Genomic DNA, 17,682 nt, shown 5'->3' with positions numbered 1-17,682 from the left:
CTTAGTGAAGCCTCTCTCAACTCCCGTCGATGTCGTGGGACTGGATCGATAGATCTGGTGTGACGCGTGCTTCCAGCGATCCCTCGGATCTGACCGACGAGCAGTCGGAAGTCATCGAGCCCATGTTGCCTCTGATCAAGGAGCCGGGCAGGGTGCCGATGCGATCCTGTATGTAGTGCGCACGGGCTACTCGTGGTGCGTAGGCTTCATCTTCGAGTCTCAAACTCGGTCTCGAGCGTTGCAATAAAACTGTCCATTGCCAACCTCACCCGTTCAGCCAGAGGTGCATTGGCTCCAACATCAGCGCGGAGCACATCGTGGGCGCGCGCTGCGTCACGGAGTTGGCTGACGAGAACGTCCAAGAAAGTGACGGGATAAATTGCGAGCGATACGTGAACCGATGGGCCGTCAAGCGTCTCGACGTCATGCCACCATCCGCGTGGGACGAAAACCAAATCACCAGGGACGAGCGTGAAGTCGGAGATGACCTGATCAGGACACTTGCCCTGACTGAGTTGACGGGTCGCATGTGGAACAGGTTCACCGAAGAACGTCCAGCGTTTGCTTCCGCCGAGCTGTACGACCAAGACGTCGTGTCCATCCCAATGAGGGCCGAAGCTAGTGCTTTCCGGCTCAGACAGATACAGGTTAGCCGCTGTGTCCCGATGAAAGAGGGCCCCGAGCCGTTCGCGGAGGAGAAAAATTCCCTGGTCGCAGCGGTGCCAGCCGTTGACGGCCAAAGTCGCGCCGTCCGTCCGAACGGCCCATTCAATGGCACCCGGCCGTATCACGGACCGGGCAGCCCCGCCTCGATCAATGACCGGCCGGAAGAGTCCGGTTGTCGTCGCTCGTGCAGTTCCAATGACCCGCACAGACTGCGGTGCCAGTTCCCATCGTCTAACTGACTCCTCTAGCAGTTGATAAAAGTCGGCCGAAGGAGGCTCGAACACTCCATGGATAGACAGAGGGCGTGTACGTCTTTCGGGCGAGATGACGCCGACCACATGGTCGATCTCTCGGTCTGTGAGCGATGCGTACAAGGTCGCCCTCCATCAGGGAAATGGATGCGGTGGCATGGGCTCGTCAAGCGATGCGCCTGTCGACGCTACGAGGCGCTGAACGTCGGACCTCCCCAACGGTTCCCGACCATAACCGAACGTGATCGGAATCATCGCTGGATCGAGGACGCGCACGACCCGGAATGGGCGTGTGATTTTCGCCGGCCATTCGTATACGATGACATCACGTGACGGCTCGGGCAAACCGATCGACAGTTCGCTCAGGTCAGCTTGCGCGTCGGATTGGAGAAGCCAGGACACATCCCTGTGACCCTGACCCGACATGTAGTAGCGTCGGTGGTCGGCTGGGGTGCGCACCGCCGATATGCTGGCACGTTCGCAGACGGGCGCTCTAGTCACCGACCACGCCTCGCGGACTGCCTTCTCGGCCGCGACCGCAGGGTCTGGGTCGGCGGCGGCGCCGAAGGCGAAATGCTGTCCCCGCACAGCAGCCGCGCCCACGATCGGTCGCCCGTTCGCTCCCAAGTCCAGCAGTACAATGGTCCAGCCTTGGCGCTGCAGGGCTGCGGTTAAGAGCCTTTGCTCAGGAAGAGGGTCGGAGGCGATCAGTTGCTTTGGGGGCAGCTTGGACAGCCATACCCGCATGAATGCGTCACGTTCGAGCAGTTCGTACCAGGCGATCCTGGTGGCTTGTGCGGATCCGGTGTGGGCGGCCATCCCCGACGAATTTGCCGTGGTGTGTATGCGGCTATGGTGTTTAGCCAAGGGATAAAAGACCAGGTCCGCCAATATCCAGCGAGGCTCGCCACCAAGGGTGGACGCTCGGACCCACAGCCTTTGCTGAGAGGGGGCGAACTCAACGAGCTGAGGATCGCGTTTGATCTGCCACGATCTATATGCAATGAACGTTCGCGGATCGAGCGCTGAAGGTCCGAGTTCATCAATGGGCGCGGCGGTGATATCACGAGCCGGAACACGTCCCGCGACATGTCGCTCATAGGCCTCTGCTACCGCCCGCAATCGAGCATTCTCTAGGTCGAGGGCGACCCCACCGCCAAAGGTTGGCTCGGCAGGCGGCTTATCTGCAACTGCGGGAGCAGCTTCTGCGGTGGCTATCCATACCGTTGTGCTGTCTACGTCGAGTGCGGACGTGCGAAGTCGCCTGGCGGGCCCGAGCGGGCAGACGAGATGCTCGTCGTTCAGATAATGCCAGACATATCCGTCGGTACCGAGCGTGGCGACGGCCGGCGACGGCGGGAGAGGTGCGGATTGAACCCACTCGAGCAATTCGGCACCTGGACGAATATCGACTACAGTCCATTGCGCCTCCAGAACCCGTCGAACCAAGTCGTCTATGTCAGATCTTGTCGCACTTCCCGTGAACGCCCGAACGGCAGCTCGACGGCTTTGTTCATGGCTGTCCGAGCAGGAACCCAGGTAAAGGCACGAGTCGGGCCTGAGGACGATACGATCTGGCACACAGTTTATTGAGTTCAGTTGCGTGTCGATTGGGTAGCCGGCCGAGTGTTTCCAGTCGCGGGTGGATCGACCTGGAACCAACAGCTTGAGTTCAACCATCCGATTCACAAGTGTGTCGACATCCGAGCCACAGACGTCCGTGGCATTTATAGTGGACCCGTCACTGACAAGCTCGACCTCGCTTTCCGAAGCGGCGAGGATTGCGCCCGGCCGAACTTCGACGTTTCGATCGCGCAGCACGACTGAAATCTCGTTGGCCAGCATTATTCACGACCCTTGCGCGATCGTCCCAACACTACTGCCATGATTGGGTGGATGTCGAATCCGACGATCGATTGGGCGTGGCTGACACGTATCCCGCCAAATGCTCTCATTCCCCAGTCGCTAGCGGTGGCCACGAGCGCTATCTGCTGGAGTAGGCAACCCGTTTCGATAAGGGCATACATCAGTGACCGATTGCCGTACTTGCGTTGCGATCGCTCGATCGAGGTTGAGATGAAGAGAACGGTTATGCCTCGAGATAGCGGATCCCGAAGGTCGGACTCCTGTACGAAGACGCCGGAAACGCCTTCAATGGTAACTGTGGCGCTGGTTGATCTAAGGACATTTGCCTCGTCGTCAAACCAGAAGATCGAGTAGCCATTAGGGACGGGAAGCAGCGCGTGCAGGACCACGGGCCACATCCGCCCTGCGGAGGGAATCGTCTTCCATGCCCCCTCGGTCCCGTACGCTTGCACGAGAAGGTCTGCTAGGTCAGACTTCTCAAGCGCGGTATAGTTGGACATTTCCCGCAATGGTATCGAATGTGTTCGAGTTCTCGGCGCACGCCGAGGCAGTCTAGGCATAGCGTTGTCGGCACCCTCAGCCCGCGGATCCTGCCACCTAGGCGCCGCGAGGATCTCCCGCAGGAGCGCGGGTGCGATGATCCCCCTGCCGTGCATCGCCCTGAACATGGCCGTAGCTAAGTCGTGACGATCCACGACCGCACCTACCTGTACGAGACGACGAAGGAGCGCGACCGCATTTTCGCGATATTCGGCATCGGTCGGGACGATCTGCTCGAGCGTGTGCGCACCGTCGCAGCGCCAGAGCGTGTCGCTCAGGGCATCGAGTTCGGTCGTGGACCCGGACACAGTCAGCTCACAGCCGGACGACCAGTTTGTGACAAATATGGTGTCGCCAGATCGCTTGTGGGGCCAGGTTAGCAACGGGTACCGAGGTAGCTTTCGCAGCTCACCATCTGCGACGAACTGCATGTTCCTAGCTCGTGGCCAAGACGTCAGCCAGATTGCTCAGGATCGAATTGGGGGGCGAGTCGCCGTCAGGTGTAATCGAAGGGCCGCCACAACTCTCGGAGCAGCCTTCGGAGCAGCCCTCCGAGCAGGACTCAGAGCAGCTCTCTGCAACCGGCTCGAGCGACGGGTCGATGGTCGTTGATCGCTCAGAAACTGTGATCTTCATACCCACTCTTTCCCTATCTCTTGATCTTCGAATGAGGCTGGTCTTCGCCGCTTCCCCGAGCATCTCCCACGTTTAGCTTTCAGGGAACCGTCCGAACGGACGATGCTGCCGCTGGGGCACGACTAAGGTGCGTGCGTATGCAACACCTAGCTAGCCAAATCTAGAACCAGGGCTTCGAATCTAGGCGCATCCGGATACGGCTGAAGGTGTCCGACAGTTTGCCATCCCCATTTCAAGTAAAGGCGCCGAGCGGGATTGTTCGGCCGGACGAGAAGGGATGCGCGTGGCTCTCCCCGGTCCGCCAGAATTGCATCATGCAGCCGCCTTCCCACGCCACGCCGCCGATGCTCGCGCATCACCGCAAGTTGCCGAAGCAGAAACATCGGCTGGTCGAGGTCGACGTCAGGCTCTTGATCTTCTGCGGGTTCAAGGTCATCCCACCAGTGCGCCTCGCGCGTTAATGTGTTGCCAAAAGCGAACCCTACGAGGGTTCCCTTCGCCTGCGCTTGGACAATGTCGAAAGTAGCTTCGGCCTGTTGAAACCGGAGTCGCTGCACGAACCGCTCGACGGAGTAAGCGGGAAAGTTGAGCATGCTCGAATAAGCGTCTGCGTACACACCTGTAACAGCATCTATGGTCGGCGGAACTTGGAGGCCTCGCGTGATCAGCAAAGGATCAGCTGAGTTGCCCAGCGACATCGCCGGATTATAGCTGTGCCGGCGATCAGCTTCTCGCTTGGCGTCCTGCTCTGCGGTCAGCCGGTTCCGGACGGCGGAGGGCAGCCCGGGATCGCTGATCTGGTCGAGCACGAGTGGCGCGACGGCGGCCACCACGCCGGCCACCGCGATCAGGATTACCGCGGACCGCACTGGGTTGACAACGCTCACGCACGTCACCGGACGTCGATGCGGTCCCCGACCTCCATGATCTGTATCCAGCCCCGTGCCGCAGCGGCCTGAAGAAGTGGATTGCGGGGATTCGGCTCGCCGAGCTGGCGGCGTGCGCGAGAGTGACCGCGTTCGCGTCGATGCCGTCCGGCCCCGGTCGGGCAGAGCGCGGGACAGGCCCGCCGGATCGCCGGCGAGGGCGGCCGACACAGCGAACTCCAGATCGGTCAACAAAAGGATCACCGTCGGGTAGCCGGAGTCCGTTAGGGAGGCGCGGAACATCGGGCTGTTGAGCACGTAGTGGGGCTCCGCCGTCACGTCGATGCCAAGGATGTCGGCGGTCGGGTCGATCGCGTGGAAGGCCGGGTGCTCGGCCTTGATAAGGTCCGCGTGCTTGTGATCTGCTTCATCGCCTTGCCGATGTACTTCTCGGCGTCGGCAAGATAGCCGTCCACGTCGAGCCGGCCAGGCTGGACCACACGGGCCGACTTGGCCTCCATGATGATCCTTAGGCCGGAGTAGCCGATGACGTACGCGGCGGTGTGCTGGCCCTTCTTGTGCTCGACGTCGTGCAGCACGACGGGCGGGTTGACGAGGTCGAGGTGTTCACTGACGTACTCCTCTGTGACCTTGCCGAGCTCGCTGCACAACTTGTTCTCCCGCGGTGCGAGGCCCACGAAGTACAGCGACGCTGGGCTGACCCGCTGGGCGACGAGGTGCACGTACGGGGCCAAGCTGGTGCCTCGGGCATCCGGACGTGACGTCAGCGTGGTTCGCCCGGTGTAGGGCGGGTTCGATGTCGTGGCCTCTGGCGGACTTCACGGCGGGGCCGCACCACGACGGGGTTGGCAGACCGGCATCGCAGGTCCGCCGACATGGTGCGGGTGTTGCCGGCAACGTCGCAGATGGCGGTCATGTCGACGCCGACGGCGAGCCCGCCGGACGGTGCCGAGTTCTGTCATCTGGGGACAGTACCCGGCCCGTCCGGCGTGCGGCCGCCGACTCAGCAGTCGGGCACGGCAGGGTCCACCCACGGTGTGCCGACCAACGAGCCGGATGTTTGGCCGTTGTTGTAGAACGCGTCGGATGAGGCGTAGAAGCGGTTGTCCCAGCCTGGCGACGCGATCCGGTACCACCAGGTGTTGCCATTCGCGACCCGGAACCCCGTCGTTTTGCACGAGACCAGGACCGTCTGGTGCGCCGGGATCACCGGACCGGCGGTGCCGCCGGCGTTGGTGTAGTTGGTCCAGGTGTGCGTGACACCCCCAACGGTTTCGGACCGTCCCGTTGGCTGCGCTGGCGGGGGCGGGGGAGGCGGGCCGGCCACGGTCAGGGTGTTCGATCGCGCCGACCCGATGGTCAACCAGACGGTGTCGCCGGGAATCTGGTCGTAGCAGGTATTGCCGTTGTCGAACGTCTGCGGATCGGCCGAGACGGTGACCTTGAACGTCCGGTCGCCGCCGCTGCCGAAGTGGCAGGTGTAGTCGTACGTCCCGGAGCCGAGACCGCGTGTGGTGATGGTGATCCACGAAGGGTGGGCCGAGCTCCACCCGATGGACAGCGACCCCATCGTCGGGGGAGGTGGATCGGTGGCACGTGACGCCGTGGTGGCCGGCGCGCCGGTAGCCGATGCGGCGCCCCACGCCACGTGGTTGGACGTCACCCCTCCGACGGTCACCCAGTGATCGGGCCCGTCGCCGGAGAAGCAGCCATTTTCGGCGGTCGCCCGCCCGTCGGCGCCGGTGCGCAGTTTGAACTGCCTGAAGCCGGCGGGCGAGGCGGTGTCATGGCAGAGCACGCTGAGGTCGGTGTTCGGCGGGTACCCGGCGACGGTCACGCGATACCAGAACGCCCGCTCGCGAACGGCGCCCTTGGCCAACGTGACGGTCGGGGCCGCAGCCGGACCTGAGGTGTCCGGATTCGCCTGGACGATGCCGGTTTCGGCCCAATGCCCACCGTCACCAACGAAGTAACAGCCCTGCTCGGCGGAGGCCGATCCGTTTGCGTCGGTGTGGACGCTCAGTGTCCGGACGACGGTGTCGTCGGTGTGGCAGCGTACGACGACGTTCGTTTCGGACTGGTAGTTGCGAAGCTTGACTGCGTGCCAGGATCCGCCGCCGGCTGACCGGCTGAGCGGCAGCACGAGATGAGAATTGATCATCTCTGGTGCCTTTGGGTCAGGTACGCCCTCGTACGGCGGCGTCGATGTGACCGGGGGTGCGGTGCGCGCTACCTCGCCTTCCTGATCGGCGCACCACGGCACGGCCCTAAGGAGATGCACCAGTGTGATGTGGATGAATCCGGTGGTTGAGGACATCGGGTCCGTGACCATGAACCAGCCCGGCAGCGGGTAGTCGCCGAGGCCGTACAGCCGCGAATTCTCGCCGGAGAACGGCGTCACGGCGCACCAGACGATGAGCTGGTGTCCGTTGGCCGGCTGTAGCGTCGGCTTACATCTTTCGTCGTCGTGGAATGCGCACGGCCGGAGGTTGGCGTAACCGCTGTCGGCCAGGACCACGCCGTTCGCGGGTGGCAACGCGTTGGCGGTCGGCACGAGCTGGTGCCGCACGGTGAGGAAGCCGGTGGTGGTCAACAGGATCAGTACAGTCGCCAGAAGCAGCGAGCGTACCCGCATGTCGCCTCCCTATGGTGTGGCCGGTGGGATTGGGCCCTGGTGTCATGGGTCGCCTTGTCACCAGGCGACCCTGTTTGACTCGATGCCGTTGGCGGTGATCCAGTGCTGCGGTCCATCGCCCGAGTAGCAGGCCTCGGCGATGTGCGCTGTACCGGCACCGTCGGTGCGGATGCTGAAGGTCTTGAACCCGCTTGGTCCAACGCTGTCCCGGCACACAAGTTCGGCCGCGCTGTCGGGCGGAAATTTGTCCAGGCGCACGTCGTACCAGTAGCCGGCGGTCGCCGGGGCGCCCTGGGAGAGCCGGACCGTTTGGGCTTCCGCACGGGTGGCCGGCGGCGTGCCGCGGGTGTCGGGGCCGGTGGTGGCGTCGTGGTTGTGGACTCCGTGGTCGGACCGCTCGGCGCCGGGCCGGCGGTCGGCGAGTTCCAGGTGACCTTGTTCGATGCCAGGCCGACGGCGGTCACCCAATGCTCCGGGCCGTCGCCGGAGTAGCAGTGTCTGTCGGCGCCCGCTGTACCGTCGGCACCGATGGGTACGATGAACGTCTTGAATCCGTCCGGACTGACCGTGTCCCGGCATACGATCGGCACAGACGTGCCTGGGGTGAATCCGGTAAGCCTGACCAAGTAAAAGTAGCCTGCCGTGGCTGCCTCGCCCTGGCTCAGCTCGACTGCGGCTCCGGTGGGTGCTGATGGCTCGGCCGAGGTAGCCGGGGCCGGGCTGGAGCCGGCTAGGCGATTCCACACCAGGACCCCAGCCAGCGCCACAGTGAGCGCAATGGCGACGGCCCCAGCGACCCACACCAGACCTCGTCCGTTCCGGCGCTGGTTGTCGGTACGCGGTGACCTCATGCCAGTCACACCCCTCACCTGCTCTTGCAGTCCGGGACCGCCGGGTCGACCGGACTGCTGCCCGTGCCGGATGGATCCCCGTTGGTGAAGGTGTCGGATGGCGCGAAGAGGTCTTCGTAAGGGCTGCTAACGATGTGGTACCAGTAGCTGACGCTCGCCATGCCAGTCGCGTCTGGCACCTTGCACCGTACTCGGACGGGCGTGAGATACGGGATGCGCCGTGCGTCGGACACCGGCGTGCCGCCGGCGTCGATGTAGAGTGGCGAGCCGTTGCGGTTTCCCGCGATCTCAGGATAGGTCGACGCCGGCCACCACTTGAAGGCGACGAGCCCGCCGAGCACTGCAAGCACGGCGATGAGGACTCCGAGGATCGGGGCCGGACGCAGCTGCCCGCCGGGCGTGACGCCGTCCTGCGGGTCGGACCGCTGGCTCTGAACCGGCGCCGAGTCCAGGGCCGCAGGCTGCCGTGCGATCGTGGGCGCGGCGTCAGCCGACGCGCTGCCGGCCAACTGGCCCAGCATCACCTCGGCAGCCATCCGCCACGTCTGCGTGGTCGCGAGGACCTGCCGCAGCCGGTCCGCGTCGGCGTATGCCGCTTCCGGGTGGCGCAGCACGAACATAATGGCCTCGCCCCACTTCTGAGCGTCGACCGCCTCGTCGTCGCGGACGGGCACGATGACGCGTCGGCACTCGTCTGGTGACAACCGTTGGCGCAGGAACAGGGCGAGACCGCTCCGTTCGCTGATCAGCACGGGCGTGCCGAGCACGATCGCCTCACCCGCGACCAGGCCGAGCGACTCCGCTCGCGAGGGCATGAGCATGAGCGTCGCCCGGAGCAGGTCGGCTCGGAGATCTTCCTCGTCGACCGAGAAACTTCTGGTCACCGCCCGGAATTGGCCCCGGGACCAGAGGCCGACCTGCTTGTACAGGGCTTCATGCTCGTCCTTGGGGACACCGCGCAGCACCAGCATCGCCTCGTTCTCGGCAGCGCCGAGGCGTTCGAGGGCGTCGGCGAGGCCCCGCGCGGCGATGTCGATACCCTTGATCGCAGCATCCTCGAGACGGCCGATCACAAGGACTCGACGGGGCAGACCGGGCGGCGGTATGCGGCTCTCCCGGCCAGGACCGTCGAAGCCTGGATTGATCTCCACGGGAGACGGCGCACCCTCGAACGCCGAGAGTTCCCCGCTGTACAGACCATGCAGGCGTGGTCCCACGGTAAACACCCGGTCGGCGTTCACGGCGAGCCTGAGTTCATGGCGCATGCGCTCTTCGGCTCGCATGCCGGCATCACCGGAGCGGTCGGATTTGTGCCACTCGATTTCGTCTGGGGCGGTGTGGATGACGTGGAAGCGTGCCGCGTCCGGGTAGCAATGCCGGAGTTGGTGTGCGGCGTCCCCCGTGACTCGGCCATGCCCGACAACGACGTCCGGCAACACGTCGTCCGGCAGAAACGGGGCATCGTCCCGCGTGTCGCCCCGGCGCACCAGGTGCACCCCCGCCGCGCTGGCGTGCTCCTGCTCCTGCACGGTGGGATCCGGCACGGCGCAGTACACCCGCGCCCCCGCCCCGGCAAGTGCGATGCAGAGATTCCTATTGAATGTGGTAATACCGCCGTGCCGGGAGAACCAGGACGTGTCCAGCGTGAGCACGACGAGCGAATTCTGGGGGGCACTGCTGCGCATGCCCCCGATAGTGGCAGCCGTCCGGATGTCCACTGCAGGCGGCTCGCCTTGAATCAATGATCGACTTTATCGTCTCGTTATCATCCCGTATTTGACCAGTGATTTATCCTCTGCAGTATCCGTTGATCCGAGTTGATATGCCCGATTGACCGGTTGGCGGTCGCGTTCTTTCCAGACCATGCTGATTCCATCTAACGGGTGACGTTCAGCGTTGGGGTCGAGGCGCCCAATTGATTCGGAGGACGGCATGGACGACCGGCCGGGCACCGCACATCAGACGCTGGTCGAGGAACTTGCCGCGGCGATACTGGCCGCCGAAGGGCGGGCTGGGCGGTCCAGGAACCGGAAGGCCCTGGCCAAGTCGATTCATGTTTCAGCGTCAAGCCTCTACGCATACCTGAACGGCACGACCGTGCCACCCAGCGGCGTCCTTACCGACCTCGCGGCGGCACTGGGAGTCGCACCCGTGACTGCCGAGCGGCTACACGCGCTGCGCGATCGGGCCGCGCTGACGCGGCGCGTCGGGCGCGGGCCTCGGATCCGTTCAGACCCGCCGCCGAGACAGCTACCGCCGGTGGTCTCGGCGTTCGTCGGCCGGGCCGCCGAACTCGCCGCGGTGCGTGATCTGCTCGCCACGCCACCGCGCGTGGTCGTCATCGACGGAATGCCCGGCGTCGGCAAGACCACGCTCGCGATCCACGCGGCCAGCGAGATGGCCGACCGGTTCCCCGACGGGCAGCTCTATGCCGACCTGGCGGGGTTCGCCAACGGTGGCCCCATCGATCCGGCCGAGGTGCTGCACTCATTCCTCATCGCACTCGGCGTGCCCAGCAGAGCGGTTCCGGCCAGGACACCCACCAGGTCGGCGCTGTTCCGCAGCCACTTGGCAGGCCAACGGGTACTCGTGCTGCTGGACAACGTCCGGTCGGCCGATGACGTGCTGCCGCTGCTGCCGAACCATCCGGGCTGCGCGGCCATCGTCACCGGCCGGCACCGCCTGGACGGGCTCACGGTCAAGGTCGGCGCCAAAAGGGTCGGCCTAAATCTTCCGACGGTCGGGGAGAGCCTGCTGCTCCTCGGGTCGCTCCTGCCCGCAGAGCGCCTACGCGCGGAACCCGAGGCCGCCAGCGACCTGGTCGACCTATGTGCACAACTGCCGCTCGCGCTCAGCGTGGCCGCCGCGTACGTCCAGAGCCGGCCAGGACCGTCGTTACGCGACCTCGTTCGGGAGCTGCGCGCCGAGCGCGGTGCGCTTGGCATACCTGGTTCGTGGGACATCGATATCGCACGAGTGTTCCGGTGGTCCTACGACGTGCTCGCGAGGCCCGCGCAGCGCCTGTTCCGGCGGCTCGGACTGCACCCCGGCCCGACCATCGACTGGCACGGGTGCGCTGCCCTGCTCGGACATGCGGCCGAAGCGTACGAGGCGATCGGCGCTCTTCACGCTGCTAGCCTGGTCGGCGAGCGGCAGCACGGACGGTTCCACCTCCACGACCTGCTCAGGGCGTACGCGAGCGGGCGCCTCTCCGACGATTCACCGTTCGAGCGACAGGCAGCCGTCGACCGGATGCTCGAGCTCTACCTCGGCACCGCCATCCGGGCCCGCGCCCTAATCCAGCCACCGGCCGCTGCTGCTGGCGGCCCAGGGTCGATCCTCACCAGCTACGGCGAGGCAATGGCGTGGTTCGCCGACGAGATCCGGACGCTGCGGTCGCTGGTGTCAATTGCGATGTCGTACGGCCGGGACGAGCAGGCATGGCAACTCGCGTGGACTTGCTCAGTCTTTCTCCGCCGCACCGGCCGCCATCAGGAACGCGCGGAGATGCAACAGACCGCGCTTCTGGCGGCAGAGCGATCCGGCGACGACCACGTTCGCGCGACGACTCTGCGGCTGCTCGCCGATGCCCTGAACCGGACAGGCCATCAGGAGGAGGCGATGGAGTTGCTGACCCGGTCGATCAAGCTCAGCGAGGCCGCTGGTGAACTCGACGGCGTCCGCCAAGCACACCTGTCACTGGTCCGCGTGCTCGGCGGTCTTAACCGGCACGTGGAGGCGCTCGATCACGCCACGCGAGCGCTTGAACTGGCCAATCCGCTCGATGACGCCGCGGTCGCCGACGGATACACCGCACTCGCCAAACAGCAGTGCAGGTTGGGCCGGTACAGCGAGACGCTCGCCAACGCCGCGGAGGCGGTCAAGCGGTACCGGAAGCTCACCAACCGGGAGGGCATCGCGGATATCACGAGCGCGATGGGCCGGGCCGAGCTGGGACAGGGCCATCACGGCGCCGCGATCGATCACTTCAAGGCGGCGCTCGATATCGACCTCGCATTGAACGATCGATATTGGGCCGCGCGGACACTGGTCAGCATGGCCGAGGCGTATGACTTGGGCGGCGATCGGGCACGCGCAGCCGAATGCCGTAAACGAGCGCTTAATCTGTTCGGTCACCAGTTCTGAATCAAGCAGAGTCCTCTACGCGCGTCCGGGTTTGTTATGCCTTGGCCAACGCCGTGTTGGATCGCGCCCTACTTAACCTGGTCGATGCATTCCTGTTGCGGCCGGCCGGGCTTGCGTGGATGGGCCCAGTGGCGGCGCAGTAGCCGCCGGTGCCAGGCCAGCAGCGTCGCTGGGGTGACCATCCGGTGGGCGGACAGTCGAGGCAGCAGCCGGGCCAAGGCGGACCGGACGGCCCGGTCCGGCTAGGACAACCGGAGCCGGCCCTTCACCTGTCGGCTCGTCATGAAAATCGATCGGCGAGGCTGGTGCCGCAGAGAACTTTGACGTGCGGCCCCGTCATCAGGCCGGGCCGGCAGAGCTGCGCCGCACCTTCGCGCAGACGAGGTAGACCGAGCCGGCGTCCTCCTTTGGCCTCGACGATCCAGGGAAGCCCGGTCGCGGGGTGATATCCGATGAGGTCTGGCAGTCCCAGCGACGGAGTCCACGCGGGTCCATGACCGACCGGGGCCCGAGCCTCCGCGTGTAGCGTCGGCCCCAGACCCATCAAGCCGCGGCAGGCCCACTCCGCCATCGTCATCCCGATGCGATATCCGAATGCGGACTGGGCTGTGTCGATAGAACGGCGGTTCCGGTTTGTGGAAGCGTCCGGACCAGCCGGCGGGCACTGGCTGCGGCCAGGGGTGATCGATGCCGTTGCGGCGACCGGGTTAGCGCTGGCGCGACCGGCGAAGAGTCCTCCAGCTCGCGATCTCATGCCCCGGTTGAGGGGCCTTCCTTTGCGCGCCGTCACACGCCACGCACGACGACCCGCCGATCCGCGCGCTGCTGCGCTGGCCGGGGGAGGATCCTCAGCATCAGCTGACGCCGCGCCTCACTCGATGGCCACGTGGTGCAGCCCGGAGGATGGCACGGGCAGGGTGCTTGGCCCCAGGCCACCAGCCGGGACAAGGGGCTTACCCCCGGATCTTGGACCCGGTGATCATGCGGCTTCCACCGGCGTAGTTGATATTGCTGTGGTGCGCTCGTAGGTGATCGGGGACCTGTTGGCGAGGCGGGAATTGCGGAGGTTCTGACCCGACAGGACGCATTCCTGCTCGGACCGTTCCACCGTAGATGTCCGTCGACGGTGGAACGGTCCTGGTTGGAGCAGCGCCGGGCCGGTGGGGTGTGTAGCCTTAGCACGTGAGGATGTGAAGATGTCGACGCTGGCAACTGTTACCGGGCTCGTCATGGGAGGCGGCCTCGTCGGCGCGGGCCTCTTGATCGTGTTGACCGGTCATATGCCGGGTTTTCCTGGCCCGATCCGCGATGCCGGCGCGATGTTTGCGCTTCCCGGTCTGGGACTCCTGCTGATTCAGGGCATGGGACACGGGAGTGGTGTGCTGGCGCTGATCTGTGGGCTTGCGGCGTTCGCGTCCTTCAGCTGGGGCACGTGGCTCGGGTTCCGGTACCTCCCGCTGGTCTTGGCCAGGAGCCGCGATCGGAAGCGGCGAGCTGAACCGAGGTGAGAGTGCGACCTCACCGCGGCGGTAGGATGTGAAGTCTTCGAGCCATGTGTGAAGATGTCGACGCTGGCAACTGTTATCGGGCTCGTTAGTGGTTGTCTGGGAGACGTGAGCGCCGAAGTAGCGGTGGGCGTGGTGAGCGCGGTCGTGGCCGTTGCTGGGCTCGGGGTTTCATATCTGCAGTTGCGCCAGACCTCGACTGGGAGCGCGGCGCGTGGATCTGCGCGGTGGCGGGCGCCGCTCGTGATTGGCGACGTGCCCCGGGAACCGCTGGCCTACACCCGCCGGGCGGCGCTGCTCGACGAGTTGACGCGCGCCCTTGACAGCGGCCCTGTCGCCGCGCTGATCGGCGGGCGTGGAGTTGGCAAGACCCACCTGGCCGCGACGTATACTCGCGAACGCCTGGCCCGGCGGCTGCGGCTGGTGCTGTGGATCGTCGCCGAGGACGCCGCCGCGATCGTGACGGCGCTGGCGGCCCTGGCCCGCGAGGTCGGGCTCGTTGACGCGCTTGTCGACGCCGATGCCGCCGCGAAGGCGGCGCTACGCTGGCTCGAGCAGCGGCCGTCGCCGTCGCTCGTCGTCCTCGACAACGCGCTCGATCCCGACGCCGTCTTGCGCTGGCTGCCACGCCGCGGCCGGGTGCGGGTAATCATTACGTCTACCAATGAGGACTTTGCCCAGCTTGGCGTCGAGGTCTGCGTCGAGGGCTTCACTCCGGGGCAGGCAGCGGCCTTTCTGTGCGCCCGCAGCGGTCTCGATGACCTCGAGCAGGCCGGGCTTGTCGCGCACGAACTCGGCGATCTTCCCCTCGCGCTGTCCCAGGCCGGGGCGGTGATTCGCCGTCAACGCCAGTCGTTCGGTGACTATCTCGCCGGACTGGGTTGCGGGCCGCTCGCCTCGATGCTGGCCCGGTTGCCGGGAGACGAGTATCCGAGGAGCGTCGAGCAGGCGATACTGCGCTCGATCGCCGACGCGGAGGCTGCCGACCTGACTGGTACGGCCCAGCGCGTCGTTGATCTCATGGCGCTGCTGTCTGCGAGCGGAGTGCGGCGTGACCTGTTGTACCACCTGTCCGCCGAGCGGTCTGGGGTCGATGATGCCGTCGGAACGCTGGCCGGCGCATCCGTCATCGGGTTCGACGTCACCGGCAGGGTGGTGGCGATGCACCGGCTTACGCGGCGCTTCGCGATGACACGCGTGCGGGTCCAGGGCCGATTGATGGCGGCCGTTCAGGAAGCCACCAGGGTGCTCAGCGCTGCGGTGGACGCCACGCCAACGGCCGGGACCGATGTGGTCGACCACGTCGCCGATGTCTGGGTCGCGGTGCACTGCGACCTGAAGACCGACCCTGAGGCGGCTGGGCTCGTCGCCGACCTTCTGCGGCTGCGTCTGTGGAGTGTCGGGCGGCTCGTTACCCTCGGGGAATCTTCCCGCGCGGTGACTACCGGGTTTGCCGTGCTGAAGGAGCATCGCGATGCGGACGGCATTGGCGACGAGTCAGTCACGCTAGCCCGCCGGGCGGTGATCGATGCGGGCTTGGCCGCGGATCGGGAACTCGACGTCGTGGCGTTAGCCGAGGAGACCCTCGCGGATCGGATGTGCGTGGACGGCCCCGATCACGTAGCCACCGTGGCGGCTCGCAATTCGCTCGGGTACTGCTACGAGTGTGCTGGTCTCCTAGAGCGCGCCCTGGAGATCCACCGTTTCAATCTTCAGGAGAGCATGCGCGTCTGCGGGCCCGATGCCCAATCGACCTTGATCGCGCGTATCAACCTCGCCAGCACTCTGCGCTCGATGGGGCGGATCGACGATGCGGTGTCGACCTTCGAGGAGAATCTCCGGGAGAGCATCCGCGTGTACGGACTCGAGCACGCGTCAACCATAAACGCCCGTGGCGAACTGGCTCGAACCTACGTGCGGGTGGGCCGTGCGGCAGAAGCGGTCATGCTCCATGAGATTAACGCCGGCCTGCACTCTGCCGAACTCCCGGCGTGGTACGCCATGTGGTGGCCGCAGTACCGGGCGGCGGCCTATTCGGCCGTCGGTCGCCACGACCAAGCGATCGCCTTGCTGCGCGACCTCATCAAACAGTCCGAGGTAACCCTCCCGCGAGACAATCCGCAGCTGATCCGGTTGCGGCTCTTCCTCGCCCGCGCGCTAATCTCCGCTGGCCGGGGCCGGCAAGCGCTGCGGCTGTTCGAGCGGGTGACGCGAGACCGGGAGCGGGTGCTGGGTGCCGACCACGCCGCAACGCTCAACGCGCGCCGTAACCTGGGACTAGCCTTCGCGGTACTCGGGCAGCGCCGCCGGGCGAAAGCCGTGCTGACGGCCACGCTGGCCGATTACGTCCGAATGCTCGGCGATGAGCACCCATACACGGCGAGCGCCCGGTCGAGCCTGGAACGACTGTCGATGCTGTGCAGGTTCCCACCCTGAACGGTCGGACCCCACCCGACCAACACCGGGTTGTGCCACCGCCACAGCCTGACCCTGTACCGTTCGGAAATCGGCTGTAGGCGCTGACGTGCGGTTTGTCCGCCACGGAATCGATGAGTGGCGGCATGCTGCCGGTCGTGATCCTGTCGTTCGGCTACCTGTTTCGTCGTCAGGCACTGCAGTTGATAATCCTGTTGGCTCGCGGTGGGCGCCCGCCAACGCGGTCGAGGTGCTCGTGTTGCGGCATCACGTCGCGGTGCTGCGTCGGCAGGTGTGCCGGCTGGATCTGGAACCGGCCGACCGGGCGGTGCTGGCCGGGCTGTCGAGGCTGTTGCCGCGGACGCGGTGGTCGGCGTTCTTCGTCACCCCGGCCACGTTTGTTGCGCTGGCATCGCAACCTGATCGCGCGGCGGTGGACCTACCTCGGGCGGCGGCAGGGTCGCCCACCGGTCACGGCCGAGGTCGACGAGTGCTCCCCACGCCCGTGGGGGTGGTCCGCTCTACGACCTGGTCGGCCCCTGGCTAGAGCCGTGCTCCCCACGCCCGTGGGGGTGGTTTAGCGGACCTGACTCTGTCACAGCCGACTGACGTGTGCGCCGCCGGCCCTGGTGCAGGATTGGCAGGGCACCCACCCGTGTTCCAACGGCGCTGCCGCGTGTCGCCACGCAAGCACGACATCAACATCCGCGAGGGGCGGATATGGGAAATTGGTTCGTGTTGGCCCACCGACACGAACCCCTGCCTACGGTAGGCGGTCGCGATGGGGTAGGCGCATGCCGCTGGTGCCCGAAGGGGGCGCGGGGCGCGGTGGGACCCCGGCGACACGCTGTCCGCGTCCCCCGTTTACCCCCCGAAAACCCCTGCCTGCGGCTGACAAACAGTGACAAGAAGCGATCATTGCTTGATCGCGTCTGTGCAGCTCAGTGCCAATTATCGATAGTCAATGACAAGGTTGGGATCGCTACTTTCGGTAACCGCCAGGTTTCGAGCCGGTGTAATCGTTAAGAGACGTAAAGACGCCGGTTCCTCGCGTACTCCTCTCCGTCCCGCTCGCCGGACCCGCACCACCTGGCAGTACTGACACGTCCCGGCTTTGTCAGGGCCGCTCCCACCCTCCCCGGCACCACCCGGATCAGGCTGCCCTCAGCTCCACCCACCTGCTACGACAGGTCGGCGGTGAAGGTCTCTCACCCCCACTCGAACCACAGCGCCTCACGGCGCAACTGAAAGCAGATCCAGGCGCCCCGCGCCGCCGCTAGTCTT

11 protein-coding genes are annotated in these 17,682 nt (G+C 65.6%); 3 read left to right on the top strand and 8 right to left on the bottom strand.

Going from position 1 to position 17,682, the window contains the following annotated elements; genetic code table 11:
- Positions 1 to 206: 206 nt before the first annotated feature.
- The 8 genes from Pma05_RS41445 to Pma05_RS41410 form a co-directional block, all read right to left on the bottom strand.
- Positions 207 to 791, bottom strand: a complete 585-nt coding sequence (locus tag Pma05_RS41445) for a JmjC domain-containing protein (protein WP_239314188.1) — start codon at positions 789 to 791, stop codon at positions 207 to 209.
- Positions 792 to 1,052: 261 nt separating this feature from the next.
- Positions 1,053 to 2,762: a YcaO-like family protein gene (locus Pma05_RS41440; RefSeq protein ID WP_203863019.1), complete on the bottom strand. Its 1,710-nt coding sequence runs from the start codon at positions 2,760 to 2,762 to the stop codon at positions 1,053 to 1,055.
- Positions 2,762 to 3,754 carry a nitroreductase family protein gene (locus tag Pma05_RS41435; protein WP_203863018.1) on the bottom strand — a complete coding sequence of 331 codons (993 nt, stop codon included), beginning with the start codon at positions 3,752 to 3,754 and terminating at the stop codon, positions 2,762 to 2,764. Before Pma05_RS41435 ends, Pma05_RS41440 begins: the two co-directional genes overlap by 1 nt.
- A gap of 351 nt (positions 3,755 to 4,105) precedes the next feature.
- Entirely contained in the window at positions 4,106 to 4,846 is a 741-nt protein-coding gene (locus Pma05_RS41430) for a GNAT family N-acetyltransferase (protein ID WP_203863017.1), read from the bottom strand.
- A 314-nt stretch (positions 4,847 to 5,160) separates the two neighbouring features.
- Entirely contained in the window at positions 5,161 to 5,568 is a 408-nt protein-coding gene (locus Pma05_RS41425; RefSeq protein WP_203863016.1) for a hypothetical protein, read from the bottom strand.
- 281 nt (positions 5,569 to 5,849) lie between these two features.
- Positions 5,850 to 7,481, bottom strand: a complete 1,632-nt coding sequence (locus Pma05_RS41420) for a hypothetical protein (RefSeq protein WP_203863015.1) — start codon at positions 7,479 to 7,481, stop codon at positions 5,850 to 5,852.
- A gap of 57 nt (positions 7,482 to 7,538) precedes the next feature.
- Complete coding sequence (locus tag Pma05_RS41415; RefSeq protein WP_203863014.1) at positions 7,539 to 7,949, bottom strand: hypothetical protein; 411 nt, start codon at positions 7,947 to 7,949, stop codon at positions 7,539 to 7,541.
- Positions 7,950 to 8,346: 397 nt separating this feature from the next.
- Positions 8,347 to 10,017, bottom strand: a complete 1,671-nt coding sequence (locus tag Pma05_RS41410) for a glycosyltransferase family 4 protein (protein ID WP_203863013.1) — start codon at positions 10,015 to 10,017, stop codon at positions 8,347 to 8,349.
- 247 nt (positions 10,018 to 10,264) lie between these two features.
- Here Pma05_RS41410 and Pma05_RS41405 point away from each other — a divergent pair, with 247 nt between their 5' ends.
- The 3 genes from Pma05_RS41405 (at position 10,265) to Pma05_RS41395 (ending at position 16,419) form a co-directional block, all read left to right on the top strand.
- Entirely contained in the window at positions 10,265 to 12,478 is a 2,214-nt protein-coding gene (locus Pma05_RS41405; protein ID WP_203863012.1) for a tetratricopeptide repeat protein, read from the top strand.
- Between the two features lie 1,196 nt (positions 12,479 to 13,674).
- Positions 13,675 to 13,986: a hypothetical protein gene (locus Pma05_RS41400; RefSeq protein ID WP_203863011.1), complete on the top strand. Its 312-nt coding sequence runs from the start codon at positions 13,675 to 13,677 to the stop codon at positions 13,984 to 13,986.
- A gap of 105 nt (positions 13,987 to 14,091) precedes the next feature.
- Positions 14,092 to 16,419, top strand: a complete 2,328-nt coding sequence (locus tag Pma05_RS41395; protein ID WP_203863010.1) for a tetratricopeptide repeat protein — start codon at positions 14,092 to 14,094, stop codon at positions 16,417 to 16,419.
- Positions 16,420 to 17,682 lie beyond the last annotated feature (1,263 nt).

The organism is Plantactinospora mayteni (assembly GCF_016862935.1).
GTDB classification, from domain to species: Bacteria; Actinomycetota; Actinomycetes; order Mycobacteriales; family Micromonosporaceae; genus Plantactinospora; species Plantactinospora mayteni.
Note: the sequence above shows the minus strand (reverse complement) of the source record. Positions and strands in the feature narration are given on the sequence as shown.

Bases quoted from the DNA above. Each gene is read 5' to 3' on its own strand.
- Pma05_RS41440 (WP_203863019.1), bottom strand. From the start codon at position 2,762: ATGCTGGCCAACGAGATTTCAGTCGTGCTGCGCGATCGAAACGTCGAA.
- Pma05_RS41405 (WP_203863012.1), top strand. From the start codon at position 10,265: ATGGACGACCGGCCGGGCACCGCACATCAGACGCTGGTCGAGGAACTT.
- Pma05_RS41410 (WP_203863013.1), bottom strand. From the start codon at position 10,017: ATGCGCAGCAGTGCCCCCCAGAATTCGCTCGTCGTGCTCACGCTGGAC.
- Pma05_RS41400 (WP_203863011.1), top strand. From the start codon at position 13,675: ATGTCGACGCTGGCAACTGTTACCGGGCTCGTCATGGGAGGCGGCCTC.
- Pma05_RS41435 (WP_203863018.1), bottom strand. From the start codon at position 3,754: ATGCAGTTCGTCGCAGATGGTGAGCTGCGAAAGCTACCTCGGTACCCG.
- Pma05_RS41420 (WP_203863015.1), bottom strand. From the start codon at position 7,481: ATGCGGGTACGCTCGCTGCTTCTGGCGACTGTACTGATCCTGTTGACC.